Annotated in this window: 22 protein-coding genes; 5 read left to right on the plus strand and 17 right to left on the minus strand. The window is 69.6% G+C overall.

All coding sequences use genetic code 11. The features are described 5' to 3' along the window. Window position 1: 1 nt before the first annotated feature. The 7 genes from gvpO to FXF51_RS32940 form a co-directional block, all read right to left on the minus strand. Window positions 2–367, minus strand: coding sequence for a gas vesicle protein (gvpO, locus tag FXF51_RS62080; RefSeq protein ID WP_262380001.1), 366 nt, complete (start codon window positions 365–367; stop codon window positions 2–4). Window positions 368–369: 2 nt separating this feature from the next. After that, window positions 370–594 carry a gas vesicle protein GvpG gene (locus FXF51_RS32915; protein WP_148438584.1) on the minus strand — a complete coding sequence of 75 codons (225 nt, stop codon included), beginning with the start codon at window positions 592–594 and terminating at the stop codon, window positions 370–372. 14 nt (window positions 595–608) lie between these two features. Further along, window positions 609–1,412, minus strand: a complete 804-nt coding sequence (locus FXF51_RS32920; RefSeq protein WP_148438585.1) for a GvpL/GvpF family gas vesicle protein — start codon at window positions 1,410–1,412, stop codon at window positions 609–611. A gap of 4 nt (window positions 1,413–1,416) precedes the next feature. Next, a complete protein-coding gene (gene gvpJ, locus FXF51_RS32925; protein WP_411268398.1) occupies window positions 1,417–1,851 on the minus strand; it encodes a gas vesicle protein GvpJ in 435 nt (144 codons plus the stop codon). A gap of 191 nt (window positions 1,852–2,042) precedes the next feature. Continuing rightward, window positions 2,043–3,047, minus strand: a complete 1,005-nt coding sequence (locus FXF51_RS32930) for a LacI family DNA-binding transcriptional regulator (protein WP_148438587.1) — start codon at window positions 3,045–3,047, stop codon at window positions 2,043–2,045. Further along, window positions 3,044–5,815: a glycoside hydrolase family 3 protein gene (locus FXF51_RS32935; protein WP_148438588.1), complete on the minus strand. Its 2,772-nt coding sequence runs from the start codon at window positions 5,813–5,815 to the stop codon at window positions 3,044–3,046. The genes FXF51_RS32930 and FXF51_RS32935 overlap by 4 nt, the downstream gene beginning before the upstream one ends. A gap of 98 nt (window positions 5,816–5,913) precedes the next feature. Further along, window positions 5,914–7,125: an ROK family transcriptional regulator gene (locus FXF51_RS32940; protein WP_148438589.1), complete on the minus strand. Its 1,212-nt coding sequence runs from the start codon at window positions 7,123–7,125 to the stop codon at window positions 5,914–5,916. Window positions 7,126–7,306: 181 nt separating this feature from the next. On the opposite strand from FXF51_RS32940, the gene FXF51_RS32945 reads away from it, so the two are divergent. The 4 genes from FXF51_RS32945 (at window position 7,307) to FXF51_RS32960 (ending at window position 12,525) form a co-directional block, all read left to right on the plus strand. Beyond that, on the plus strand, window positions 7,307–8,941 hold the full coding sequence (locus FXF51_RS32945; RefSeq protein ID WP_262380002.1) for an extracellular solute-binding protein: 1,635 nt from the start codon (window positions 7,307–7,309) through the stop codon (window positions 8,939–8,941). Window positions 8,942–8,973: 32 nt separating this feature from the next. After that, a complete protein-coding gene (locus FXF51_RS32950; protein WP_411268396.1) occupies window positions 8,974–9,960 on the plus strand; it encodes an ABC transporter permease in 987 nt (328 codons plus the stop codon). Continuing rightward, a complete protein-coding gene (locus tag FXF51_RS32955; protein ID WP_148438591.1) occupies window positions 9,957–10,868 on the plus strand; it encodes a carbohydrate ABC transporter permease in 912 nt (303 codons plus the stop codon). Before FXF51_RS32950 ends, FXF51_RS32955 begins: the two co-directional genes overlap by 4 nt. Before the next feature lie 115 nt (window positions 10,869–10,983). Then, window positions 10,984–12,525, plus strand: a complete 1,542-nt coding sequence (locus FXF51_RS32960; RefSeq protein ID WP_187414692.1) for an FG-GAP-like repeat-containing protein — start codon at window positions 10,984–10,986, stop codon at window positions 12,523–12,525. Between the two features lie 78 nt (window positions 12,526–12,603). Here the strand turns inward: FXF51_RS32960 and FXF51_RS32965 are convergent, their stop codons facing one another. The 4 genes from FXF51_RS32965 to FXF51_RS32980 all read right to left on the minus strand — a co-directional run bounded on the left by FXF51_RS32965 (window position 12,604) and on the right by FXF51_RS32980 (window position 18,766). After that, window positions 12,604–13,713, minus strand: a complete 1,110-nt coding sequence (locus tag FXF51_RS32965) for an acetamidase/formamidase family protein (RefSeq protein ID WP_148438593.1) — start codon at window positions 13,711–13,713, stop codon at window positions 12,604–12,606. 58 nt (window positions 13,714–13,771) lie between these two features. Beyond that, complete coding sequence (locus FXF51_RS32970) at window positions 13,772–14,221, minus strand: hypothetical protein (protein ID WP_148438594.1); 450 nt, start codon at window positions 14,219–14,221, stop codon at window positions 13,772–13,774. Between the two features lie 82 nt (window positions 14,222–14,303). Next, window positions 14,304–15,974 carry a HEAT repeat domain-containing protein gene (locus tag FXF51_RS32975; protein WP_148438595.1) on the minus strand — a complete coding sequence of 557 codons (1,671 nt, stop codon included), beginning with the start codon at window positions 15,972–15,974 and terminating at the stop codon, window positions 14,304–14,306. A gap of 95 nt (window positions 15,975–16,069) precedes the next feature. Further along, on the minus strand, window positions 16,070–18,766 hold the full coding sequence (locus FXF51_RS32980) for a cellulose binding domain-containing protein (protein WP_187414693.1): 2,697 nt from the start codon (window positions 18,764–18,766) through the stop codon (window positions 16,070–16,072). A 186-nt stretch (window positions 18,767–18,952) separates the two neighbouring features. Here FXF51_RS32980 and FXF51_RS32985 point away from each other — a divergent pair, with 186 nt between their 5' ends. Further along, window positions 18,953–19,723, plus strand: coding sequence for an SDR family NAD(P)-dependent oxidoreductase (locus FXF51_RS32985; protein WP_148438596.1), 771 nt, complete (start codon window positions 18,953–18,955; stop codon window positions 19,721–19,723). On the opposite strand, the gene FXF51_RS32990 is transcribed toward FXF51_RS32985, so the two are convergent. The 6 genes from FXF51_RS32990 to FXF51_RS33015 form a co-directional block, all read right to left on the minus strand. Further along, window positions 19,658–20,179, minus strand: a complete 522-nt coding sequence (locus FXF51_RS32990) for a hypothetical protein (protein WP_148438597.1) — start codon at window positions 20,177–20,179, stop codon at window positions 19,658–19,660. The genes FXF51_RS32985 and FXF51_RS32990 overlap by 66 nt on opposite strands. Before the next feature lie 61 nt (window positions 20,180–20,240). Then, window positions 20,241–20,960: a hypothetical protein gene (locus FXF51_RS32995; protein ID WP_148438598.1), complete on the minus strand. Its 720-nt coding sequence runs from the start codon at window positions 20,958–20,960 to the stop codon at window positions 20,241–20,243. A gap of 47 nt (window positions 20,961–21,007) precedes the next feature. Further along, complete coding sequence (locus FXF51_RS33000) at window positions 21,008–23,890, minus strand: glycoside hydrolase family 3 protein (RefSeq protein ID WP_148438599.1); 2,883 nt, start codon at window positions 23,888–23,890, stop codon at window positions 21,008–21,010. A gap of 10 nt (window positions 23,891–23,900) precedes the next feature. Beyond that, window positions 23,901–24,722: a carbohydrate ABC transporter permease gene (locus tag FXF51_RS33005; RefSeq protein WP_148438600.1), complete on the minus strand. Its 822-nt coding sequence runs from the start codon at window positions 24,720–24,722 to the stop codon at window positions 23,901–23,903. Beyond that, window positions 24,719–25,582: a carbohydrate ABC transporter permease gene (locus FXF51_RS33010; protein ID WP_148438601.1), complete on the minus strand. Its 864-nt coding sequence runs from the start codon at window positions 25,580–25,582 to the stop codon at window positions 24,719–24,721. Before FXF51_RS33010 ends, FXF51_RS33005 begins: the two co-directional genes overlap by 4 nt. Beyond that, entirely contained in the window at window positions 25,583–26,890 is a 1,308-nt protein-coding gene (locus FXF51_RS33015) for an ABC transporter substrate-binding protein (protein WP_148438602.1), read from the minus strand. Window positions 26,891–26,899: the final 9 nt, after the last annotated feature.

Below are 26,899 nucleotides of genomic sequence, written 5' to 3' on the forward strand. Positions count from 1 at the left end.
GTCAGAACGCCTCGCTCGAGTCAGCGTTCGACCGCCGATATCGCCGTACTCTCCGGTATGACAACAACCTGCCCTCCTGGTCGATCTGGGCCTGATAAACGGCGAGGATGTCGCCGGAGGAGGGAATCCGGCGATCCTCGATGACTTCGACGTTGACCAGCCAGCCGTCGTCGGCCGGTTCGACCGAGGTGATGCCCTCGGCCTCCTTCGTGGTCAGCCCGGCGATGTGCCGCATGCCGACCCCGCCGGCCGTGACGGCGTCCAGCTTCTCGGCGACGGCGCCGCCCGCGCTGGTCTTCTCCGCGGCGGCGCCGTCCTTGCCTGCCACGCTCGTCTGCTCGGCGACGGCGCTGTCCTTGCCGGTCACGCTCACCTCCCGGTCGCCAGCCGCAGGACGCGCTCGACCGCTTGGCGCTCCTCCTCCTCGGTGATCTGGCCGGCCGCTCTCGCCGCCTCGATCTCCTCCAGCCGCCTGCGTACCGCGGCGGGATTGCGCAGCTCCCTGTCGGCTTGGTCCTGGATCATCTCGGCGAGCCGGACGAGCCCTTTTACCGGCAACATCGGCCAGGTGAAAATGCCGCTTACCAGGCCCACGGGCGTCCACCTCCCTAACCCTGGGCGATGACGAAGTCGTAGGGCGCCATCGGCCCGAGCAGCCGCATGTCCACGCGGCCCGCCCAGCGTTCGCCGAACTCCTTCATCGCCTTCTCCAGGTTCTTCTGGCCGTCGCTCTTGGCCAGCAGGGCCACGTGCACCGCGTCCCACTCGTGGGTGGGGTCGCGCAGGGACGCCTGCATGTAGTGGCCGGACAGCCCGTCGATGAGCATCTGGGTGTCCATGGCGCGCTTGGCCTCGACGGAGGCGGTGATGATCTCGCCGAGCCGGATCCGCTCGTTGCGGGTGGCGTCCTCCGGCTTGCCCTTGATGGCCTCGCGCAGGGCCTGGGCCTCGGGGCTCTCGGCGAGGATCTCGGCCAGTACGGCCCGCTCGTCGTAGCGGCCCTTGACGACGAACTCGCTGTGGCCCTTGATCTGGTCGAGCGCGGAGGCGAAGTCGTCGTGGTACGGCGTGAGCAGCTCCTCCACGACGGCGTCGTCGCTGGCCAGCACGCCGCCGAAGCGGAACGGCAGCACCGGCCCCTTGGCGGCGACGGCGTCGAGCAGGCCCTCGTGTGCCAGGAAGTCCCCCGGCCTGCCCAGGGGCTGGTCCACGTTGACGTCGCTGACGAGTGCCGCGATCCCGTCGTGTTCGATGACCTTGACCTTGCCTGCCGGGTCGCCCAGCCCTTGCACGTCGGCGGGCACCTTGGTGCCGGAGGGCACGATGCCGTAGACGTAGCAGCCCAGGTTCTGGCTCTGACGAGTGGCCTGTTTGGGCACGGAGGCGCCGGATACCTTGGTTGAGCGTCCCATGTGCTTAGTCTTCCTCTCGCTTCGGCCGGATCTTTCTGCGCGGCGGGCCGGTGGGCTCCCGTTCCACGGACACCTCGGGCTCGTCCTCCATGGCGGCCTCGGCGGCGGGGTCGCTCGTCTTGCCGGTGAGCTCCTGCAGCGTGTCGCCGGCCGCCTCCACCACGCCCTGGATGACTTCCTTGGTCTTGTCCTGGCTCGGCACGCCCTTGGCCTCGCTGATGACCTCGGGCAGGCCCTTCTCGCTCTTGGCCATGTCCAGCCGGTTGGCGGCCTCGGCGAAACGCAGGTAGGTGTCGACGCTGGCGATGACGACGCGCGTGTCGATGGTCAGGATCTCGATCCCGACGAGTGACACCCGGACGTAGGCGTCGATCACCAGGCCCCTGTCGAGGATGGTGTCGATGACGTCGGCCAAGCCCGTGGGGCCGTGACCGCCCATTTGTCCGGCTGACGCCGGTTGCACAGACGTAGTCATGTGGTTTCCCCCTTGCTCCCCGCGAGCCTGCCCGCGAAAAAGGGACGGGGAACCACATACGACGTAAAAACCGGCAGATTTGACAGACAGTGCGCTTATGGTCGATTACTCGCCGCAAACTTGGTGCCGCCGGGGGTTTGCCGCCGGGGTCTGGATCAGGTGCTGGCGCGGACCGCCAGCAGTGGCGTCAGGAGGGTGGAGTCGGGCACCGTACGCCCCTCCAGTTTCTCCATCACCAGGCGGACCGCCTCCCTGCCCACCTCCTCCGCCGGGATCAGCACGGACGTCAGCGGCGGCCCTGCCCGCTCGGCCACGTCGTCCGGGCAGATCGCCACCACGGCCACGTCGTGCGGCACCCTCCGGCCGAGCTGGCGCAACGCGGCCAGGACGTGGCTCACCGCGGCCTCGTTGTGCACCACCAGGCCGGACAGTCCCGGCCGGTCGAGGAACAGGTCGCGAACCGTCTCGTACACCTCGTCGAACGTCTCCTCGCACGGCAGCGCGACGCCCTTGAGCCCGTGGTCGTCCAGCGCCTCCACGAACCCCTCCCTGGTACGGGTGGCGAAGCCGGTGCCCCGGTCGTACACCACGGAAGGCGCCCCGAGCAGCGCGATCTCCTCGTGCCCCCGTTCGGCCAGGTGCTCCACGCACCGCGCACCCGCGGCGGCGAAGTCGAGGTCCACGCAGGTCAGCCCGGCGGGCTCGGCGGGGAAGCCGATGAGCACGCTCGGCTCTGGCAGCTCGCGCAGCAGCGGCACCCTGCGGTCGTCCAGCTCCACGTCCATCAGCACCAGCGCGTCCACCAGCGCGCTCGCGGCCACCCGGCGGATGCCCTGCGTGCCCTCGTCGGCGGTCAGCAGCAGCACGTCGTGGTCGAAGCGGCGGGCGGCCGTGACGACCGCGCTGGCGAAGCGCATCAGGACGGGCACGTGCATGCCGGCGCGCAGCGGCAGCACCAGCGCGATCACGTTCGAGCGCTTGCTGGCCAGGGCGCGGGCGCCGGCGTTGGGGTGGTAGCCGAGCGCGCTGATGCTGTCGAGCACGCGCCGCCTGGTGTCCGCCGAGATCGTCCGCTTGCCGCTGAGCACGTACGAGACCGTGCTCACGGCCACGCCCGCGTGCTTGGCGACCTGGGCGATCGTGACCGTGCGCCCGCTCAAGCCCCGGCCCCGAACTCGGCGCCCGTCAGGGTCACGCCCTCGTTCTCGAACACCACGTAGAGATCGTGCACCCCGTCCACGCCCGAGAGCGATGCTGTGACGGCGTGATAGTCGTACCGCTCGGTGCGCGGCACCGGGAACGCGGCCACCGGCCGGCCGTAGAGCGGGTCGCCGAGCCGGATCGTGATCATGCCGCCCTCTGTGCTGCCCGCCGTCGCCGCGCAGGTCGTCGCGCCGGTCAGGTCCACCTGACGGAACAGGATCCAGGCGCCCTCCGCCTCGGAGCGCACGGCGTCGCCGTCCTGCCTGGTCTCGTCCACGAACGTGATCGCGTCGTACTCGTCGTGGTCCGCCGCGCGCAGCAGCCCCGACTGGGGCGGGATGACCTCGCCCTCGATCTCGAAGCGGGCGCTCAGTCGCAGGTCGGTGGCGCTGCGGCCGACCATGAGCTGGTGCGGCGCGCGCTCCACGACGAACCTGCCCCTGGTGACGTCCCAGAACGCCAGGTCCGCGACCGGCAGGCGGAGCGCGACCGTGCGGCTCTCGCCCGGCTCCAGGCGCACCTTCTCGAACCCGCGCAGGCGGCGCAGCGGCTGCTTGACCCGCGAGCGCTGCTGGTGGGTGTAGAACTGGACGACCTCGACGCCGGGCCTGGCGCCCGTGTTCGTGACCGTGACTTCGGCCTCCAGCACGTCGCCGGCCGTCCGGACGCGCAGGTCCGCGTAGCCGAACGTGGTGTAGCTGAGGCCGTGGCCGAAGGGGTGCTGGGGGACGCCGCGGAAGTACTGGTAGGTGGCGTCGGAGGCGATGATGTCGTAGTCGAGCAGGTCGGGCAGCTCCTGCTCGGAGCGGTACCAGGTCTGGGTGAGGCGGCCCTCCGGGTCGGCGTCGCCGAAGAGCACCTCGGCCAGGGCGTGGCCGTACTCCTGGCCGCCGTGCGCCGACCAGAGCACCGCGGGCAGCTCGCCCTCGGTCCAGGTGAGCGGGTAGCCGCTGGTGATGACCATGACGGTACGCGGGTTCGCCTTGCGCACGGCGCGGACCACGGCGTCCTGTGCGGAGGCCAGGGCTAGCGTCATGCGGTCCTCGGTCTCGCGGCCGTTGACGAGAGGGTGGTCGCCGACCACCACGACCGCCACGTCGGCCTCGGCGGCCAGGCGGGCGGCCTCGTCGGTGCCGCTCCTGACCACGTCCATGGCCAGCCAGGCGGCCTGGTCGGCGTCGTCCACCAGGCGCAGCACCCCGTCGTCGGCCACGCCGACGTAGCAGCCGGTGGAGATGTGGCGCAGGGCGAGCGTGCCGCGCGGGCGCTCCTCCGTGCGGAACGTCTGGCGCACCTCCCACCCGTTCGGCCCCGGCTGGTCGTTGACCAGGGTCGTGCCGTCCACCGACACGAACCGGCCCGTGGTCACGGCACGCAGCGCGTACGCGCCGCCGCCCCAGTCGAACAGGTCGAACAGCCCCGGCTCCGCGGCCCCCGCGCGCAGCGGCCCGCCCGCGGGGTCGGCGGTGACGTGCCCCGCGTCGGCGGTCAGCGTCACCCGGTCCACGGCCTCGCAGAACGTCGTCTCGCAGCGCTCGGACAGGCCCGCGCGGGCGGTCACCGCGTACGGCAGGGTGCCGCTGTACCAGTCCTCCATCAGCGCGTCGCCGAGCTGCCCGATCACGGCGAGCCTGGTCACGTCGCGCAGCGGCAGCAGCCCGTCGTTCTCCAGCAGCACGAACGAGCGCCGCGCCGCCTCCCTGGCCAGCGCCTGGTGCTCGGGGCAGTTGACCACGTTGTCGTTGATGTCGTCGTACGGCGTCGCCGGGTCGAACTCGCCCAGCCGGAACCGGATCGACAGCGCGTGCCGTACGGCGGCGTCCACGTCCGCCTCGGCCAGCAGCCCCTGCGCGAGCGCGTCGCGCAGGTGGCCGAGGGTGGCCTCGGTGCGGTCGTCGTCCTGGGTGAAGCTGTCGAGCCCCGCCTTGACGGCGTGCGCGTACGCCTCGGGCAGCGTGTCGTGGTAGCCCTGGAGGGCTGTGAGGTTGCCCGGCGCGTACGCGTCGCTGACCACCAGCAGGTCGTCGGGCGCCCAGGCGCGCAGCACCTGCCCGATCAGCGGGCTCAGGTGTGCGGGACGGCCGTTGACCAGGTTGTACGACGGCATCACGGCCACCGCCGCGCCCGACTCGATGGGGCCGCGGAAGGCGGGCAGCTCGTACTCGTGCAGCACCCGGGGCGGCAGGTTGCTGGAGGTCGTGCAGCGGTCGGTCTCGTTGTTGTAGGCCAGGAAGTGCTTGAGCGTCGGGGCGGTCTTCAGGATTTCGGGAGCGCTCCCACGAAGCCCAGCCGCATAGGCGGTGGCCATGACCGAGGTCAGCCACGGGTCCTCGGAGTACCCCTCCTCGTTGCGTCCCCACCGGGGGTCGCGCAGCGGGTTGACCACGGGAGCCCACACGTTGAGCCCGGCCCCGGCGGGATCCTTGTGGTGGAAGGCCAGAACCTCGTCACCCGTCGCCGCGCCGACGCGGCGCACGAGGTCGCGGTCCCAGGTCGAGGCCAGCCCGATGGCCTGCGGGAAGACGGTGGCGGGGCCGAGCCAGGCCAGGCCGTGCAGCGCTTCGGTGCCGGTGCGGAACGCGCCGAGCCCCAGCCGCTCGACCGGCGCCTGGTACTGGTGCAGCAGGCTCACCTTGTCCTCAAGGGTGAGCCTGCTCATCAGGTCGTCGATCCGGTCTCTGAGCGGGGCCGCTGGGTCGCGGAAGGGGGGTTGTTGCATGATCATCCCTCTGAGAGTGTCGAAGCGCTTCGACGACCGGCCTGGGGAAGTTACGCGGACATTTCGATGGATTGACTGAAGGGTGCACGTCCGCGTGACCAAGGTCAAGGGATTCGCGACAATCCTCCGGGCAATCTTCCCGAATCAACGGAGTCGAGGACCCTCGCCGCGCCCCCCAGCGCGGCCGCGTCGTACCCCAGCGTGGAGGCCACGACCTGGCAACCTCCGGCTTCCGAGGCGATCACGCGGGAGCCCACCTCCTCGTGGACGGCGGGCAGCAGCCACGGCGCCAGCGGGACGTAGTAACCGCCGAGGATCACCACCTCGGGGTTGAGCAGGTTCGCCAGGATCGACACCCCCTGGCCCAGGCTCCGGCCCACCTCGCCGAGGGTGGCGAGGGTGCCGGGGTCGCCGGCCCGCGCCAGGCGGACGACCTCCTCGATCTCGACCTGGATCTCCGCCGGTGACGGGTCCCTGCGCAGCACGGCGCCGATGCCCGCCATCGCCTCCAGGCAGCCGCGCCGCCCGCAGTGGCAGGCGGGGCCCTCGGGGTCGAGCTGCACGTGACCGATCTCGCCGCTGTAGCCGCGCCCGCCGCGCCGCAGCCGGCCGTCGAGGATGACGCCAGCGCCGACGCCCAGCTCGCCGGTCAGATAGACCAGATCGGACGCGCCCGCGTGCGCCCCGAAGCGCTGCTCGGCCAGGGCCGCGAGGTTGGCGTCGTTGTCGACCTGGATGGGGAAGCCGGGGTCGCGCAGCGCCTTGGCCAGGTCGCCGCCGATGTCGGCATCGTGCCAGCCGAGGTTCGGCGCGATGCGCACGGTGCCCTGCACGTCGATCAGCCCCGGCACGGCCACGGCCAGGCCGAGCACCTGGCGCTCCTCCTTGGCCATCCGGCTGACCACGCGCCTGATGATCGCGCCGACGCCCGCCACGCCCTGGTTGACCGACTCGCCGCCCGAGAACGAGCGCCGCCAGGTCAGCAGCCGCTCCCCCGCCAGGTCGGTGGCCACGGCCGACACGGTGTCGACGTTGATCTCGACGCCGATGGCGGCGTACGGGGAGCCGTCGAGCACCAGCATCGTGGCCGGCCTGCCGACGCGGTTCTCCGTGAGCCCGGTCTCGCGTACCAGCCGGCGGTCGATGAGGTCGGCTACCAGGCTGGAGACCGTCGCCTTGTTCAGCCCGGTGGAGGCCGCGATGTCGGCGCGCGAGCACGGCGCGTGCTCGCGGACGAACCGCAGCACGACCGCGAGGTTGGTGGCCCGTACGTCGGCGAAGTCGGCCGGCTGAGGGCCGGTCGTAGAAGTGATCAATATCAGCCCCGTTCCCGCCAAGAGATGACCCCAGCATGCCGCATCGCTGGCTCCCTTCACCAACCTGTGACCACCGCGCTCACTTGTGGGTGCCGTCACAGTCTACTAATTTGTTTGGCCGGAATACCAACTAATTTTCAGACGCCCATCCCCCACTCGGAGAAGGGAGCGAGCCATGCCCATGTCCACGTCTCGCCGCGGATTCCTCGGCCTGGTAGGCGCGAGCGTTCTGGTGGCGGGCTGCGCCGAGAAGAAGCAGGTGTCCAAGGGCACAGCCGTGGCGGCCGACAAGCTCGCGAACCTGGTGCCCACCAGGATCCCGTTCGACATCCCCGGCCTCAAGCCCGACCTGCCCGGCAGCGAGTTCGTCCAGCCCGGCTTCCTGACGCGCCCCGCGCAGATGGTGCAGGCCGTCACCACCCCGCCGCTCACCAGCGGCAAGGAGGTGACCGCGATGACGCCGCTGTGGGGCACCGTGCCGCCAGGCCTCGGCGACAACTCCTACTACGAAGAGGTCAACAAGCGCCTCGGGGGCACCGTCCGCTTCAACATCTCCGACGGCAACACCTACGGGCAGAAGCTCAGCACCGTCCTGGCCAGCGGCGACGTGCCCGAGATCGTCATGGTGCCGAACTGGGAGCTCATCAAGATCGGTCACTTCACGGAGGCGGCCAACAAGCTCTTCGCCGACCTGTCCCCCTACCTCGCCGGGGACAAGGCCAAGGAGTTCCCGCTGCTGGCCAACTACGACACCGCCGCCTGGCAGTACGGCGTCTTCGGCGGCATTCTCCAGGGCATCCCGTGGCAGAACGACCCGTACCCGTTCGCCACCTTCGTCCGCCAGGACATCATGAAGCAGCTCGGCCTCGAACACCCCAAGAGCGCCGACGACCTCGTCGCGCTCGGCAAGGCGATCACCGACCCCAAGAAGAAGCGCTGGGCGTTCGGCGGCGGCATGGAGCAGGAGCTCCAGCGCGCGTTCGGCGCGCCCCGCGAATGGCGCAACAAGGGCGACGGCACGCTCGTCTACAAGTACGAGACCGAGGAGTGGGCCGCCCACATCGAGTTCCTCACCAAGCTCTTCGAGGCCGGCTACGTGCACCCCGACATCGTGGCCAACAAGGACGCCGACAACAAAGCCATCTTCGGCAGCGGCGAGATGATCGTCTACCGCGACGGCCTCGGCGCCTGGCACGAGGCCCTCGGCCGCTTCCAGGCCGACAACCCCGACTTCGACATGCAGATCGTCGACCCGTACCCGGCGCACGCCGGCGGCACGCCCATCATGTGGCGCAACGAGCCCGCCAGCATGTTCGTCTTCATCAAGAAGGGCCTCGGCGACGCCCGCACCCGCGAGCTGCTCTCCCTGTCGAACTGGGCGTCCGGGCCGTTCGGCACCCAGGAGTACGAGCTCTGCTACAACGGCGTCGAGGGCAAGCACTACACGGTCGAGGACGGCAAGGTCAAGCAGACCGCGCTCGGGCGCAAGGAGGTCGCGCCCACGTACCTCTTCCTGTCAGGACGGCCCAACGCCAACTCGATGAGCCAGTACGAGGGTCTCGTCCAGTCGTCGTGGGACTGGCAGACCAAGGCGTCCAAACTCCTGGAGAACGACCCGTTCGTCGGCATCCGCGTGGAGACGCCGTCCAAGATGGCCGGGCTGACCACCCCCACCGAGGACAAGATGCAGGAGATCTTCCGCGGCAAGCGGCCCGTCTCCGAATGGCCCAAGATCGTCAAGGAGTGGCAGGAGCAGGGCGGCAACGAGGCGCGCGAGTTCTACCAGAAGGTCGCGCGTGAGAACGGCAGGCTCTGAGGATCTTTCATGAACGCGATGAGAGGCTTCCCGTGGGCGCCGTGACCACCCGGCGGCGCGCCCCCGGACGTACCACACCCCCACCGACCAGCACCAAGCCGCACGACCTGACCTGGCGGGCCAAACTCCGCCGGGACTGGCCGCTGCTGGTGATGAACCTGCCGATGCTGCTGATCGTCGTCGCCTTCTGGTGGGTCCCGGCGCTCGGCAACGTGATCGCCTTCCAGGACTACAACCCCTACACCGACGGCATCCTCGGCAGCCCGATCATCGGCTTCACCAACTTCGCGCTGCTCTTCCAGGACCCGCAGTTCATCCGCGCCATCACCAACACCCTGTCCATCACCGCCTTCCAGCTCGTCTTCTACTTCCCCATCCCGATCCTGCTGGCGCTGCTGCTCAACAGCATCGTCTCCGCCCGGCTGCGGGCGTTCGTGCAGGGCGTCGTCTACATGCCGTTCTTCTTCTCCTGGGTGCTGGTCATCGCCATCTTCCAGCAGATGTTCGGCGGCGCCGGCCTGCTGGCCCAGACCCTGCGGGCCAACGGCTACGAGGGCGTCGACCTGATGACGAACTCCGACACGTTCATCCTGCTGCTCACCTCCCAGACCATCTGGAAGGACGCCGGCTGGGGCGCCATCATCTTCCTCGCCGCCCTCAGCACCATCGACCCCAACCTCTACGAGGCCGCCGCCGTGGACGGCGCCCGCCGATGGCGGCGCATGTGGCACATCACCCTGCCCGGCCTGCGCCCCGTCATCGTCCTGCTGCTCATCCTGCGCCTCGGCGACGCACTGAACGTCGGCTTCGAACAGTTCATGCTGCAACGCAGCGCCGTCGGCAGCGAGGCGTCCGAGGTCTTCGACACGTTCGTGTACTGGTCAGGCATCCGCACCGGGGACCTCGGCTACGGAGCGGCGGCCGGACTCTTCAAGGGCCTCGTCGGGCTGCTGCTCATCATCGCGGCCAACCGGGTGGCACACGCGTTCGGCGAACGAGGGGTGTATTCGCGATCATGACCACTCTGACGCCCAGGAAGCCCGCCAGACTGGCGCCGTGGGAGGAACGGCCCTCACCGGCCGGTCAGCTCGGCAAGGGCGCCCTGATCACGCTCATCCTCGTCGCCGTGCTCGGGCCCCTCTACACGATCGTCCTGACCAGCCTGAGCTCCTCCGGCACCGTCACCCGCGCGGGCGGGCTCGTGCTGGTGCCCGACGGGATCACGTTCGAGGCCTACCGGCAGATCTTCTCCGACACCGTCGTCAGCCGCGCCGTGCTCGTCAGCACCGGCGTCACCGTCATCGGCACGCTGATCAGCGCCGGCGTGAGCATCCTGGGCGCGTACTCGCTGTCGCGCCCCGGCTCCTTCCTGCACCGGCCGCTGCTGTTCAGCGTCCTGCTGATGTTCGTGTTCTTTCCCGGGATCATTCCCGTCTACCTGATGGTGAGCGGGCTCGGGCTGAAGGACAGCTACTGGGCGTTGATCCTGCCCACCGCGGTGTCGGCGTTCAACGTGGTGGTGCTGCGGTCGTTCTTCATGGGCATCCCGCAGGAGATCCTGGACAGTGCGCGGATCGACGGGGCCGGGGAGTTCCGGATCCTGTTCCGCATCGTGTTGCCGATGTCCAAGGCGGTCACGGCCGTGGTGGCGATGTTCTACGCGGTGGGGTACTGGAACGCGTGGTTCAACGCGATGTTGTACATGGATGACACTCGGAAGTGGCCGCTGGCTTTGATCTTGCGGCAGTACGTGGTGGACTCCAACCCGCTGCCCGCGGCCACGGCGGGGGTCACCGGTGACGCGCCGCCCACCCTGGCGATCAAGATGGCCATCGTGGTGATCGCCGTCATTCCCGCCCTGATCATGTACCCCTTGGTGCAACGCCACTTCACCAAGGGTGTGATCGTGGGCGCCATCAAGGGCTGAAGGGGCTGTCCGGGGCTCGCCGCGAACCCCGGACATACCGCCGGCATACCGGCGCTCCCTACTCTGCGGCCTCATGAAATGGGTGAGATCCGGCGTCTGTGCCGCCTTGATAGCCATGTCGACGGCCGTGGCCGTCTCAGAGCCCGCCGCCGCGCAGGCCGGCGGGCTGAGCCCGTACGATCAGCTCGTCCTCTCACACAAGCCCGCTGCCTATTGGCGGCTGTCCCATCCGTCGGACGGCACGGAGGTCGACCGGTCCGGCAACGGGCACAAGGGCACCTTCCGCGGCGTCACCACCTCCGTCCAGCTCCCCAACAGGGACGGCGCCGCCGTCTTCAACGGCACGTCCGGCTACTTCGAGGTGCCCGACGCCAACGCCTTCAGCATCTCCACCACCGGGAAGTTCACCGTGGAGGCGTGGATCAGGCCGCACGCCCTGAACTTCCCCGACGTCGAGCAGGACGGCTACGTCTACTTCATGGGGAAGGGGACGAAGTCCAACGCGGACGGCGACCAGGAGTGGGCCGGCCGCATGTACAACAAGTCCCATCCGGACCGCCCCAACCGCGTCTCCGGGTACGCCTGGAACCCCGAGGGCGGATTCGGGGCCGGTGCCGCCTTCCAGCACGCGCTGACGGTCAATCAGTGGATCCACGTCGCGGTCACGTTCGACACCTCAGAAGGCACCTACGGAAAGGTGCGCATCTACAAGAACGGCTTGCTCTCCGGCTCCGACAACCTGGTCTATCGCCCGGGCCAGGAGGATGAGGTCATCGTCAAGCCCAGGCCCGGCTCCGCTCCCGTCCGGGTGGGCACCCGCAACTTCAACTCCTACTTCAAGGGGGCGATCGGGAAGTTCGCGATGTACAACCGCGCGCTCACAGCGGCCGAACTCCGCTCGCACTACGCGGTGATGACCGGGGCGAACCAGGACTTCGACGCCGACGGGGTCGGCGACCTGTTCTCGGCCGCCACGGGGACACTGACCGTCTGGAACGGCACAGGCCTCAACGGCTTCGCCGCCGCCGACCCCGTCGGGCCCGGCTGGGACGCCTTCAGCCGGCCGATCGCGGGCGACTTCAACCGCGACGGCCTCACCGACCTGGCCGCCGTCCGCGCCGGCACGCTGTACGTCTGGAACGGCAAGGGCGCCAACAGCTTCACCGCCGCCCAGCCGCTCGGGGCGGGCTGGACGCCGTACGAGGACACGCTGACCTCGCTCGGCGACATCAACCAGGACGGGAACGACGACATCGCGGCCACGTACAACGGCACGCTGCACGTCTGGAACGGCGAGGGCGGCAACCAGTTCGGCCCGAGAACCGCCATCGGCCCCAACTGGGGCGTCTACACCCGGCCCATCGGCGGCGACTTCAACGGCGACGGGATCGGTGACCTGGCGGCGGTGCGCAAGGCCGACCACACCCTGTTCATCTGGAACGGCAAAGGCGCCAACGACTTCACCGCCGGTCAGGAGATCGGGCCGGGCTGGGAACCGTACGCGAGCACCTTGATGACGCCCGGCGACATCAACCAGAACGGCATCAACGACCTCGCCGCCGTCCGCGACGGCAAGCTGTACATCTGGAACGGCAAGGGCGGCAACCGGTTCGGCGAGGCGCAGTCGCGTGGGACGGGCTGGGCCGGGCACTTCTGACGCAGGGGATATGGCCTGATCAGCGGCCCGGGCGGCTTCGCCGGGCTCGTTGATCAGGCCGCCGGTTCGGGCACCCTGTCACGCCGTGAAGATGTCCTCCGGCAGGAAGGCCGACACCAGGAAGCTGGGCACGTCCACCAACTGGCTCACCTTGAGATCCACCGCCACGCTGCAGATCGCGTACGCCTGCTGCGCACTCCACCCCCGCTCCCCCAGATGCGAGATCATCTCCAGCAACGCGTTCCGCGCCGCCAGCGTCGCGTCCTCGGCCACCACCTCACCGTCGCGGCTCACCGACATCCCGGTGGTCGCGTAGAACCGGCGCGGCGCCGCGTACGACGGCGCCACCCAGTAGTCCGAACGGGCGAAGCGCGGGCCCCTGATGCCCTTGGCCGCCGCCTCGCCCGGGTGCAGGGCGAAGCGGACGCGCAGCGTGGCACGCATCTCGATGGCCGTGCCGCAGGCTTCCGAGTCGCCCTGGGCGAAGTGCGCGTCGCCGGCCGAGAAGAGGGCGCCCGGCGTGTCCACCGGGATGTACAGGCGGGTGCCGGCGCCCAGTTGCTTGATGTCCACGTTGCCCGCCTGCTCGCGGGGCGGGATGGTGCGCAGACCGGTCGGGCCGAAGGCCGCGGGGACGGCGCCGTCCGGAGACGGGGGCAGGACGAAACCGCCGTGCTCCAGCGCCGCCTGCTCGCGGGCGGTGATCCTGGACAGGGCGGCCTGGCCGGGCGAGAGGCCGATCGTGCCCATGAACGGGGCTGCCGGGATCCGTACTCCCGGAAGGTCGTCCGAGGTCGCCCAGCCGTCCGCGAGGTGCCAGCGCACGATGAACGGCTCGGGGAACACGTCGCGGAGGAAGCCGAAACCGGGCACCTGCACGGTGTAGCCGTAGGTGTCGGGGACGATCTCCAGGATCTCGATCTCCAGGAGGTCGCCCGGCTGCGCGCCGTCCACGTGGACGGGGCCGGTGAGCGGGTGAACGACGTCGAGGTCGGGGGCTTCGACGGTCTTCAGCGTGGCGTCCCGGTTCATCTGGCCGTCGAAGGCGTCCCTCGTCTCCATGATCACCTCGTCGCCGGGAGCGCAGCGGATGACCGGCGGGATGTCGGGGTGCCAGCGGTTGTGGCCGGTGGCGGGCTCGTCGCGGAGAGGGAGGGCTGGGTCGATGCGGATCTCGTGTATGGGCATGGTGGGCCCTTCGGGTGGCGCGTGTGTGCGTCACGCTTCGCCCCGACGGCCGTCCTTGTCAAGAGAGCAGTTCGTACGCCACGTACGCGGTGATCCCGTACGCGAGATGCGGGATGACGTCCGACACCCAGGCCGAGGCCGACCACTCGCGGGGGTCGGTGGTGCCGAGGGCCGTCAGCGGCGCGTTCGAGCCCGTCATGGCGAGCGCCGTCAGCGCGGGCACCCCGACCGGCCACGACGGGCGGCGGCCCGAGGAGAGCAGGCCGTAGCAGAGGGCCGCGCCGGCGCCCGTGGCGTAGCCGAGGAGCGAGCCGAGAGCCTCCTTGCGGTTGTCGGCCTGCTCGCCGTCCCCGAGGCTGACGTCCGTCAGGTCGGTCAGCTTCTCCACGGCCTGCGCCGGGGTGCTGCTGGCGGCACGGGCCCGGATCGCCATGTCGAGATATGTGGCGATATTGAGGGCACTGGTGCCGGCCGCGCCCGCGATCAGGCTCTTGACGAGTGTGTGCATGGCAGGCTGCTACCCGGAGGGCTCCTCCGCAGGCCCCCACGTGCATGGGAACTCGGGCCGGACAGCGGGGCCAGGGCGCCCGTCAGGAGGTGGATGGCGCGGGAGGCCGGGACGGGGCCGCCGAGAGCCGCAGTGAGAGGCGGAGCAGCCGGGCGTTCTCCGTGCTGAGCAGGGAGTCTGCCGCGCGGGTCAGGGACTCCAGCTCTGCGCGCAGCTCTGGCGGGCAGGTGTGCGAGTAGGCGGTGGCCGAGTCCGTACGGCACCAGATGGTCAGGTCGCTGAGGGCGCGCGCCCTCAGCTTCTCGTCCGGGTCACACAGGAGGAGCAGGTCCGCCTTGACGCGGGTCCAGGTGTCGCGGACGACGAGCAGCCGGTGCGCCGCCTGGCGGACGTGGTGGGGGCGGTCAGGGGTGAGCAGCGTCCACAGGCGCTCGACCGGCACGGCCGGGCCGGATTCCAGCAGGGTCGTCACCACGTTTCTGACCACCACCGGCGCCGGGTCCTCCAGGTGGGTGGTGAGGTCTGTCCGGGCGCCGAGGCGGCGCAGGGTACGCACGGCCTCCGCCCGGATGCGGGGCCTGGGGTGGTGGAGGTAGGGCAGGACGAGGGCGGCGTCGTCCTTCGTGCCGCAGTCGCCGAGCCCGGCCAGCCACCCACGCGACATCCGCACCGACTGTGCCCGGGCGGGCTGGTCGGGCTGGTCGGGCTGGTCGGGCTGGTCGGGCTGGTTGGGCTGGTTGGTGGTGAGGCGGTGGCGGTAGAGGGCTGCCGGGTCGCCACCTGATCGCCGTACGGCCCACTGGGCGGTCAGGCGCACCATGCCGGCGGTGTCGTCCAGGTGCCGGGGGCCGTGCTCGTAGTGGCCGAGGCGGACGAGGGCGGTCAGGGCCTGGACGCGACCCTGGGCCGAGGTGCCGTCCAGGATCGCGGCGGCCAGCTCCGGGCGGTCGTGCTCGACGGCCTGGGCCGCGAGGGCGTGGGCGCAGCGCGTGCGGGCGAGCTGGTCGGGCTCGTGCAGGGCGGCGGTGGTGAGCATCGCGTGGTTGAGACGGCCGGCCTGGAGGAGCACGTCGTAGACGAATTGCCTGCCGCGCGGGTCCTGGATCGTGCGGGACCTGTCCGAAGGGTCGCCTGGCCGGAGGAGGGCGTTCAGGGTGTCGTCGTCGGCTCGGAGTAGGGCGTCGCGGACCACGTCCAGGGCCGGGGTGGCGCGGGTGCGGCGGGCCAGCCGCACCGCCACCGGCACGGCGGTCAGCAGCCTCGTCAGGTCCGCGGTCGCGAGGGCCTCGGCGAGGGCTACGAGGGCTCGGCGGCGGATGGCGCCGACCCAGTCGGTGGTCCTGATCAGCAGGACAGGCAGCAGGGCGGCCTCGGTGCGCATGAGCGGATGCCTGGCGGCGCGCTCTCGCTCCCGTCCGTTCCAGACGCAGGCGGTCAGAGCGAGGGCGAGAGGCGGGAGGTGCGGGCCGGCGGAAGGAGGCTGCTCGGCGAGGTCGCGCGGCGTCAGGGGCGGGTGGCGGCGGCGCGCCGCAAGGTCCACGTCCAGCCAGATCGTCGGGCTCGCCGTCAGCACGTCCATCGCCTGCCTGGCGAGGGCGGCGTCCATGGTGACGGCGATCAGGGCCGCGGTGAGCTCGCCGGCGGACGGGCGGCCGCGCAGCGTCTCCGTGACCAGGCGGAGGATCGAGTCCAGGATCGGCTCGGCGGATGGGCTCTCCTGCTCGTCCGGGCGTGGCGAGCGGTCGTCGATCATGCGGACATCGTTTCATCCGCCTGGGGACGGGTTCGAGCGGATATCCACCACCCCCGAGCGGGGCGCCGCCCGCGGCTGCGGGCGGCGCCGGATCGCTACGCCGGAGTGCAGGTGAGGGTGGTGGGTGGGGTGTTGGTGCCGGAGTAGCTGCCGTTGAAGCCGAACGACGTCGAAGCACCGGCCGCCAGGTTGCCGTTGTAGCCGACGTTCACAGCCGTCACGTTCGCCCCCGACTGCGTCTGGGTGGCGCTCCAGATGGTGGTGATCTTCTGGTCACCGGCCCAGGTCCAGGTCACCCGCCAGCCGGTGATGGCGGAGGTGCCGGTGTTCTGGACGGAGACCTCGGCCTGGAAGCCGCCCGGCCACGAGTTGCCCGGCTTGTAGGCGGCCGTGCAACCAGTACCAGTGGTCGGGGTCACGGTGGGCGTGACTGTCGGGGTGACAGTGGGGGTGACAGTGGGGGTGACGGTCGGGGTGACGGTCGGGGTGACGGTCGGGGTGACGGTGACGGGCGGGCCGGTGCGGTCGCCGTAGATGATGCCGCGCCCGTTGGTGCCCAGGTAGACACGCCCGTACACGCGCGGATCCCCCGTCAGCGCCTCGCCCATGTTCCCCCACTGGTGCTTGTCGTCGTTGATGCGCACCCAGGCCGCCCCGCCGTTGTCCGAGCGGTACAGGCCGGTGATGCCGTCAACGGTGGCGACGGTGTAGACCGCCTGGTACGTCGCCCCTGGCGCCGCCTTGCCGAAGCCGACGTTCACGGAGTTCGTCACCCCGGACACCTTGGTGAAGGAGGTGCCGCTGTTCGTGGAGTGCCACAGGCCGCCCTCGCCGGCGAGCCACAGGTCGCCCTCGATCCCGGGCACGGCCTTGAACTTGGTGGCGGTCGCGGGCAGGCCTGTCGCGGCGGTGGCGGTGAAGGTGGCGCCGCCGTTGGTGCTGACGTACAGGCGTCCGCCGCTGAGGCCGTAGAACTTCTGCGGGTTGACCCGGTCGGACTCGACGGTGGCGCCGGTGGGCAGGCCGGAGGCGGTCTGCCAGGAGTTGCCGTAGCCGACCGAGTAGACGGGGGTCACGCCCTTGGGCGCCCAGACGAAGCGGGAGCCGTCGGCCGCGGCGGCGACGGTGCCGCCCTCGTTGACGCCGCCGGGCTCGCTGCCCTGGAACCAGTTGGCGCCGCCGTCGGTGGAGAAGGCGACGTGGCTGTCGTTCGGGCGGTCGGCGTCGGTGAAGTTGCCCGCCCTGACCATGATGGAGGGCGACTTCTCGGCGTAGTCGAGGCTGGTGGTGGAGGTGAAGTTCGGCTGGGTGAACATCATGGACGGTACGGCGTCCAGGTTCGTGTGGCGGAAGCCGGCGATGTCGCCGAGGCCGCTGACCAGGGGCGCGCCGCTGGGTGGGCTGATCAGGTCGAGCACGGCGGTCTCTTCGAGGCCCTTGGCCATGGGTCTGATGGTGAACTGGCCGCCGGAGTCCCACAGGCCGAGGTCCTCGGTGCCGTAGATGGTGGCGCCGGTGCCGTACATCATCCGGTTGGAGTCGAACGGGTCGATCTCCAGGGATTCGGTCATCCAGCCGAGCTTGGGGGTGACCTCGGGGGGCTGCGGGTTGGTGCCGAAGGTCAGCCACGGGTTCGCGGCGACGTCCATCTTGTAGCGGAAGGAGCGGTTGGGGTAGGAGGTCCAGTCCCACACGCGGGTCCACGTGGCGCCGGAGTCGGTGGAGCGGAAGAAGATGACGTCGGGCCACCAGGAGATCTGCGTGGCCACCATGATGGTGGCCGGGTCCTGCCGGTCGATGGTCAGGCCGCTGTAGCCGAAGTAGTCGTCGGCACTGGAGGACGGGATGGGGCTGATCTGCGTCCAGGCGCCGGTGGCGGTGGCGTAGCGCCACACGTCGCCCTTGGCCCCGTCGTACGGGCCGCCGGTGTCGCTGGTGGCGAGGTAGAGGTAGCCGTTGACGGTGTCCAGCACGCCCTTGTGCGCGATGTAGCCGGTGGGCTGGCCGGCCAGGCGGGACCAGGTGGCGCCGCCGTCGGTGGTGCGGTAGACCGTGTTGTCCTTGTCGGCGACGCCGACGTAGATGGTCCTGGTGGCGGTGCCTGCGGTGGACGAGCGCTTGTCGTAGGTCACCCAGACGACGCCGGGCCGGTGGCTGAGGTAGCCGTTCGGGTCGCTGGGGTCCTGGGCGTAGTTGCCCGCGTTGGGGAAGCTGGTCACCTTGGCCCAGGTGGCGCCGTAGTCGGTGCTGCGCCACAGGCCGTTGCCGTTGGGCGCGCCGAAGTAGAGGACGCGGTTGTCGTTCGGGTCCACGGACAGGGCCTCGCCCATGCCGCGGCCCGGCATGTTGCCGCCCAGCTTGAACGGCAGCGCCGTGACCTGCCAGGTGTCACCCTTGTCGGTGGAGCGCAGGATGGCGCCGTTGTTCGGGTCCCAGGTGTTGGTGTACATGCCGACGGCGGCGTACACGCGGTTGGTCTGGACGGGGTCGGTGGCCATGCTGATCACACCGTTGTAGCCCCATTTGTCCCAGCCGACCCAGTCGAGGAGCGGCGTCCAGGACTTGGTGGACTGGTTCCATCGGTACGCGCCGCCGATGTCGGTGCGGGCGTAGATGAGGTTGCGTTCCGTCGGGTTGAAGATGATCCCCGGCACGAAGCCGCCGCCGTCGATGCGCACGTTCTTGTACGCGTACGGGTCGGAGGCGACCGCAGCCACGGGCGACATCCGCACCACGGCCGCCACCAGCAGGACGGCGGCGGTCGTGAGCATGACGAATAATCTTCTTCGCATGCGCGGCTCTTCCTTTCCAGGCACGCCGGCAGGCGCACCAAAGGCGTCAGATGACCGCCATGCACGAGCAGAATGCACCGACCCTGACCGTCGCCGCGCCTTCGCGCATGAGCTTTCACACAGCAGGCTCACACACGCGCGCGACAGAGGTCAATAGTTTGGACAGGCAACCAATTAAGGGGTGTCATGACAGGCTTTCCCGACTACCGGGTGGATGGCAAGATCGCGCTGGTCACGGGCGCGGCGCGAGGTCTCGGCCGGGCCATCTCGCTGGCCCTGGCCAACGCCGGAGCGGACCTGGCGCTGGGTCTGCGGGACGTCACGGCGGACGGCGGGCTGCCAGAGGAGATCGAGCGGACGGGGCGCGCCGCGCTGCCGCTGCAGATGGACATGACCGTCCCCGGCCAGATCCAGGCGGCCGTGCGGAGCACGCTGGAGCGGTTCGGCCGGATCGACATCCTGGTCAACAACGCGGGCATCGCGCCCGGCAACCCGGCGGAGTACGTCACGGAGGAGGACTTCGACCGGACCTTGCAGGTGAACCTGAAGGGCACCTTCCTGGCCAGCCAGGCGGCGGGGCGGGCGATGATCGAGCAGGGTCACGGCACGATCGTGAACGTCGGCTCGCAGGCCGGCGAGGTGGCCCTGCCCGGCGAGTCCGTCTACTGCATGACCAAGGCGGCCATCGCGCACCTCACCCGCTGCCTGGCCGTCGAGTGGGGGCCGCACGGCGTCACCGTGAACAACGTCGCGCCGACCTTCATCCGCACGCCCGGCACCGCGCCCGCCCTGTCGGACCCGGTGTTCGAGGCCGACGTGATCGAGCGGATCGCGGCGCTGCACCGCATCGGGGAGCCGATGGACGTCGCGGGGGCCGTGCTCTTCCTCGCCTCACCGGCCGCTTCGCTGGTCACTGGGCACACGCTGGTGATCGACGGCGGCTGGACGGTCCGCTGAGCGTACGAAGAGGCCCGCGCCCCAGAGCGCGATCCCGATGTAGAGCACCTGCTCGGGGATGCGCTGCCACAGCGGCGACCCGACGTCCTCCAGCCCGAGCTGGGCCGCGTTCACGTTCGCCGGCAGCAGCGCCACGAACAGCAGCGCGAGGCAGATTCCGGCGGCCTTGCGGGTCGGCTCCAGCACCAGCCCCACGGCCCCGGCCAGCTCCAGCACCCCGCTCGCGTACACCATGAAGCCCGGGAACGGCACGAACGACGGCACCATGGCCACCATGTCGTCGTAGTTGGGCATGAACGTCACGTCGCCGGGGACGAAGTGGGCGCTCGCGGTCATGACGAGCATGACCGCGAGGCCGTGGGCGGCACTCACGCGCCACGTGCCGAACCGGCGCACGCCCAGCAGGCCGAGCAGCCGGAACGCCACGGTGGCGATCAGCAGGACGATCACAGTCACGGGAACCTCCGTTGGATAGCAGAACTACCTAGTTATTAGATAACACTGCTATCCAACGGAGTCAAGGCGTCGAGATCCTCACTTTCGAGCCCCAGCCCGTGTACGTCGTCTTGGTGCTGAACCGGCCGTCGCCGACCTCGATCCCCGCTCCCACATGGCCGGCGGCCGGATGGGAGGTGACGAGCTCGCGCGGCAGGTGGTCGGGGCCGAGCGTGAGCCGGTACCGCACCACGACCCTGGCGCCCCGGGAGAACGTGGACGACGCCCGGAACCACGGCGACACCTTCCACAGCGCGGCCTGGGTGAGCCTGCCCGAGTAGGTGCGGACCTTCTTCGCGCCCTTGAGCAGGAGCTTCAGCGTGGCGGGCTCGGCCGGGTTCACCAGCTGGGAGTAGGCGCCGACGTGACCGCCGGTCAGGCCCAGGAAGTCCTCCTCGTATCGCCCACCGGGTACGCGGGTCCAGCTTCTGCCGTTGACCCAGATCGTCCGCCCGCCCTTGAGCCCCCGCATGAGGTCGAACATCGCGCCGCCGTACTGCTTGTAGTCGGCGGTGATGTCGGAGGCGACGACGCCCTTCCCGCCGAACTGCCACTTCCCGGTACGCCACAGGAACGTGATCTTGTCCTTGTTCTGCAGCAGCGACGTGACGTCGCGGAACTGCACCCCCTTTCCCGCCTTCAGCTTGACCTGCAACGCCCTGACCGGGTCCGCCTGGGCGGGGGTGGCGGCCATGACCACGGTCATGGCCGCCACGACGGCGCCTGCGATCATCCGCTTCATGAGTTCCCTTCAGAACGGAGTGGATCGCAGATTCTGCCGCCCGTTGATCACGACCTGGTGAACGCGAAGTCCTTGATCCGCAGGTCGCCCTTGAACACCAGGAACACGCTTCCGGTGCCCGCCTTCACCGAGGCGTTCACCGTCCCGTACTGGTAGATCCCGCCCGTGGCGGGCACCTGCACGGTGGCGAGCAGCGTGCCGGTCGGCGAGCCGCGCCGCACCTCGAACGAGCCGCCGCCCACCGAGGCGACCGAGGCGGTCAGCCGCGAGCCCCAGGCAGCGCCGGTGAAGGAGACCCAGTCGCCCGCCGAGCCCTCCACGACCTCGCCGCGCACCTTGCTCTCGTCGGCGAAGGCGACGCCCGAGTAGTCGTCGAAGTCCATCGCCCGCGTCGTCCTGGTCAGGTCGCGCACGGGGACGGTCTCGCCGGACACGCGCAGCGTGGTGGACTGGCGGATCCGGTCGGAGGAGGAGCCGACGAGCACGTCGTGGGTGGCGTTCTCGACGGTCCACTTGCCGCGGGTGTGGTCCCAGACGGCCAGGTCCGACTTCTTCAGCGCGAAGGTGACCGTGCGGGTCTCGCCCGGGTTCAGCGTCACCCGCTGGAAGCCGCGCAACTGCTTGACGGGCTGCTCGAAGCGGGAGGACTGCTGGTGGGTGTAGAGCTGGACGACCTCGTCGCCCTTCGCCCTGCCGGTGTTGGTGACCTTGACGCTCACCCGCTCGCCCTGCACCCGCAGGCCCTGGTAGGCGAAGGAGGTGTAGCTCAGGCCGTGCCCGAAGGCGTAGAGCGGCTTGTCCTGGCCGTACAGGTAGGTCATGCCGGTCTTGGTCAGGTCGTAGTCGAGGATGCTGGGCAGGTCGTCGGTGGCGGGCCAGGTCTGGGTGAGCCGGCCGCCCGGGTTGACGTCGCCGAAGAGCACGTCGGCGATGGCGTGCCCGGTCTCGGCGCCCGCGTGCGTGGTCCACAGCAGCGTCGGCGCGTCCACGATGACGGGGTAGCTGGTCTCCAGGACCACCACGGTGCGCGGGTTGGCCTTGCGCACGGCCTCGATCAGCCGCCGCTGCCCCTCGCCCAGCTGCAGGTTGTCGCGGTCGTGGAACTCGCGCCCGGCCACGAACGGGTGGCTGCCCACCACGACGACCGCGACCTCGGCCTTGGCGGCCTGCGCGGCGGCCGCGGCGACGCCGTCGGAGACGACCTCCTTGGCGAACCTGGCGGCCTGAGCCTTGGGCACCAGGCCGAGCGCGCCCTCGGCGGTGATGCCGACGTAGGCGTCGGGCAGGGCGAACCAGCCCTCGACGGTCTCGTAGCCGGCGTACCTGATCAGGTGACTGCCGTCGGACTGCTTCTCCAGCGCGAACTGCTGGGAGACGTACCAGCCGTCGGGCTCGGCGTCGTCGGTGTCGAGCGAGCGCCAGTCGCCGCCGAGCAGCTTGCCGTTGCCGGCGTTGCGCAGCGTGGACACGCCGCCGGTCCAGTCGGTGAGGTCCCACTGGGAGGCGGCGATGGGCGCGGTGTCGCTCAGCGTCGCGTTGTCGTCCGGGCCGGTGCCGGTGGCGGTGATGTACTTGCCGGAGTCGAGATGCTTGAGCGCGATGCGCTCCAGCCCCTCGCCGGCGGTGACGTCGGAGACGCGCTCCTTGACCCCGTCCAGCGGCGTCACCTGGTACGGGAGCTGCCCCGAGTACCAGTCACGGTAGAGCTTGGCCGACAGCGGGCCCACCACGGCCGCGGACTTCGGCTTGGCCAGCGGCAGCACGCCGGAGTTCTTCAGCAGCACCGCCGCCTTGCCGGCGGTCTCGCGGTTGAGCCGCTTGTTGGCGTCGCTGTTGATCACGTCGGCGGTGATCTTCTTGTACGGCCCGCCGTCCGGGTCGAAGTGCCCGAGCCGCGTCCGGATGGACAGCACGCTGCGCACCGACTTGTCCACGTTCGCCTCGGTGATGAAGCCCTGGGCGAGCGCGGCCTTGAGATTGGCGACCATGATGCTGATGTCGCTGCCGTCGATGGTGAAGCTGTCGAGCCCGGCCTTGAGCACGGCGGCGAACGCCTCGGGCTTGTTGTCGTAGTAGTGCTCCAGGTCGGTGAGCGCGTGCGGCCCCCACGCGTCGCTGGGGTTGTAGAGCGTCTTGTCGGTCCACGACCGCACGGCGTCGTTCAGGTCGGGATTGACGTGGTTGGGCCGCCCGTTGACCAGGTTGTAGGAGGCCATCACGCCGGTGGCGGCGTCGGCCGAGATGGCCGCCTTGAACGCCGGCTCGTAGTACTCGTGCTTGAGCTTGGGCGTCAGGTTGGAGGAGGTGAGGCTGCGGTTGTTCTCGTTGTTGTAGGCCAGGTAGTGCTTCAGGACGGGCGCGGTCTTCAGGTACTTGGGGTCGTCGCCCTGCAGTCCCTTGCCGTACGCGGTCGAGATGGCGCCGGTCAGCAGCGGATCCTCGGAGTAGCCCTCCTCGTTGCGGCCGGCCCGGGGGTCGCGCAGCAGGTCGACCACGGGCGCCCACACCTGGAGGCCCCACAGCACCGGGTCCACGGCGTTGTAGCCGCGGGCCTCGTCGCCGACGGCCGAGCCGACCTTCTTGATCAGGTCGGTGTCCCAGGTGCTGGCCAGCCCGATGGCCTGCGGGAAGACGGTGCCGGTGGCGAACTTCTGGTTCCAGTTGTCGTTGAGGTGGTTGGACCAGCCGACGCCGTGCAGGGCCTCGGTGCCGTTCTTGTGGTAGGCGATGCCCAGGCGCGGGATGGCGGGCTGCGACTGGTGCAGCAGGCCCAGCTTCTCGTCCAGGGTGAGCCGGCCGAGCAGGTCCTCGACCCGCTGCTCCAGCGGCAGGGCCGGGTTCTGGAAGGGGTAGGTCTCGGCGGCCTGAGCGGGCGCGGAGAGCAGGGAGGCAGCGAGGGTTAAAGCCGCTAATAATGGGATTTTTCGCATTGAGACTCCATCACTTGATGGCGCCGACCGTCACACCTCGGGTCAGCGTGCGCTGGAAGATCAGGAAGAAGGCGACGGCCGGCACGATGCCGAGCAGGGCCGAGGCGCTGGACATGGTGGCGTCCATGTACCGCTGGCCCTGCAGCACGCCGAGCGCGACGGGCACCGTCTGGGTGTCGTTCGAGATCAGGAAGATCAGCGGAAGGAAGAACTCGTTCCAGGTCCAGATGAAGAAGAAGATCAGCAGCACGTTGATCGTGGGCCGGCTGATCGGCACCACGATCCGCCACAACGAGCGCAGCCGCCCCGCCCCGTCGATCTCCGCCGCCTCCAGGATCTCCTTCGGGAACTGGCTCAGCACCGCGCTCAGCAGGTACGTGCCGAACGCCGCCTGGATCGCGGTCATCACGATGATCACCGAGAGTTGGGTGTCGTACAGCCCCACGGCCTTGGCCAGGTAGTACAGCGGATAGGCCAGCGACTCCTGCGGCAGCGTGTTGGCCACCAGGAACAGCACCAGGATCCACAGCCGACCCTTCACCCTGCCGATGCCCAGCGCGTACGCGTTGAGCACCGACAGCACGACCGCCAGCACCGCCACGGACGCGCTGATGACGAAGCTGTTCCAGAGCTTCGTGCCGAATTCCACCCGGTTCCAGAAGTCGACGATCCCTTGCAGGTAGAGCCCGTCGGGCAGGCTGAGCGGCCCCTGCGAGCTGTACTCGGCGGGCGACTTGACCGCGTTCATCGCCACGATCAGGAACGGGAAGATCATCACGACGGCCAGCACGGCCAGCGCGAACAGCACGGCCCACCGCCCCGGGCCCCTCATGACTCACGCTCCTGGACGCGCAGGAACAGGAACGTCACCACGATGATGATCAGCGCCAGCACCGTGGCGATCGCGGAGCCGTACCCGACGTTGCTCTTCTGGAAGAAGTTCAGGTACGAGAAGTACGACGGCACCATCGTCGCGTTCCCGGGCCCTCCGCGGGTCAGCACGAAGATCGGCCCGAACACCTTCAGCGCGGCGATCGTGCACGTCAGCAGCACCACGAAGATCTCCGGCCGGATCTGCGGGATCGTGATGTGCCAGAACCTGCGCCACCACGAGGCCCCGTCGATCTCGGCGGCCTCGTAGTAGGTGGGGTCCACCCGCTGCAGCCCGGCCATGAAGATGACGACCGGGTAGCCGAGCTGGAACCAGACCATGACCCCCATGACCGTGGCCAGCGCCAGGTCGGGGTCGCCGAGCCAGTCGAGGTCCAGCCCGAGGATCTGGTTGACGGCGCCGTACGACGGGTGCAGCATCCAGCCCCACACCACGCCGGCCACGGCCACCGGCAGCACCTGCGGCAGGTAGTACATCGCGCGCAGCGACGAGGCCGTGCGGGCCCCGAAACGCTTGCCGATGTAGTCGAACAAGGCCGCCGCCAGCACGAGGCCGATCATGGTGGGCACGACGGCCATCGCCACGATCAGCCCCACGTTGTGCTGGAACGACTCCCAGAACCGCTCGTCCTCCAGCAGCCTGGTGTAGTTGTCGAGCCCGATCCACCTCGGCGTGCCCACCCCCGACCAGCGGGTGAAGCTCGCGCCCAGGTTCATCAGGAACGGCACGACGATGACGGCCAGGAACAGCAACAGGCTGGGGATCAGGTAGAGCCAGTATCCCCTCGTGCGAACCCTCATCTAGTTGCCAATGTCGGCGAGGTTGTCCTCGTACGGCTTGGCGAGGTCGTCCAGCACCTGGGCGGAGGTCTTGCTGCCGTTGATGAGCTCCTGGACCCCGGCGACCATCACGTCGTAGTAGCCCGGCGCGGGCCAGTCGGGGTAGAAGGCCAGGCCGTCGGCGGTGGTCAGCTTGTTGAAGGTCTCGATCAGCTCCTTGCTCTTCGCGTCGGTGATCGCGGCCGCGTCGCCGGCCACGGGGATGCCGCCGGAGTTGCCGAGCAGGTTCTGGATCTCCTTGCTCATCGTGATGTCGATGAAGTCGTAGGCCAGGTCCTTGTTCTCCGACTTCTCGGGCACGACCCAGATGTTGCCGCTGGAGCCGGGCGACATCGTGGCGCCGGGGAACAGGAAGTGGCCCCACTCGAAGTTCTTGATCTCGGAGGCGAAGCGGCCGTACCACCAGCTTCCGCTGATCACGATGGGGAACTTGCCGTTCATGAACGCCACGCCCATGTCTTCGGCCTTGATCCCGGACGAGTTCTTGGCGATGTAGCCCTTCTTCACCCAGTCGGCGAACGTGTCGGCGCCGTAGGTGAACTCGGGGCCGTGGAAGTCGACCTTGCCCTTGTAGGACTGGAAGGCGTCCAGCCACGGCTTCTGCGCCTTGGTCAGCGCGAGCTGGTAGAAGATCTGCTGCGCCGGGTACTCGGCGCCGGCGTTGGCGATGGGCGTCACGCCGGCCTTGACGAACGTGTCCAGCGCCGCCGTGAACTCCTCGAACGTGGCCGGCACCGCGACCTTGTGCTTCTCGAAGAGGTCCTTGTTGTAGTAGACCATCACGAACTCGCCGTAGTTCGGGATGCCGTACCACTTGCCGGAGCCCATCACGCCCCGGTCGTCGTACTTGGCGGTGGTCTGCAGGCCGCCGGGCAGCAGCTTGTCCCAGCCCCGCTTGGCGGCCTCCTCGCTCAGGTCGGCGAGCAGGCCCTGCTTGGACAGCAGCCCGGCCGTGGCGTTGCCCTTGTTGTACTCCATGATGTCGGGCGCCTCGTCGGAGTTCAGCACCATGCTGGCCGTCTTCTGGATCTGTTCGAAGCCCTTCTCCTCGAACTTGACGGTCACGTTCGGGTGCGACGCCTCGAACTTCTTGATCGCTTCGGCCCACGCCTTGCCCATGGCGCTGTCGGCCGTCTCGTAGTGCCACAGCTTCAGCACGCGCGGCTCGGAGCCGGTCGGGCTGGGAGTGCCCGCGTCTCCTCCCGAGCCGCAGGCCGACAGGGCGAGCGCGGCGGCGGCCAGCACCGCCGCACCTCTCAATCTGACCATGATCCCTCC

This window comes from Nonomuraea sp. PA05, from assembly GCF_008086045.1.
Lineage (GTDB): Bacteria > Actinomycetota > Actinomycetes > Streptosporangiales > Streptosporangiaceae > Nonomuraea > Nonomuraea monospora.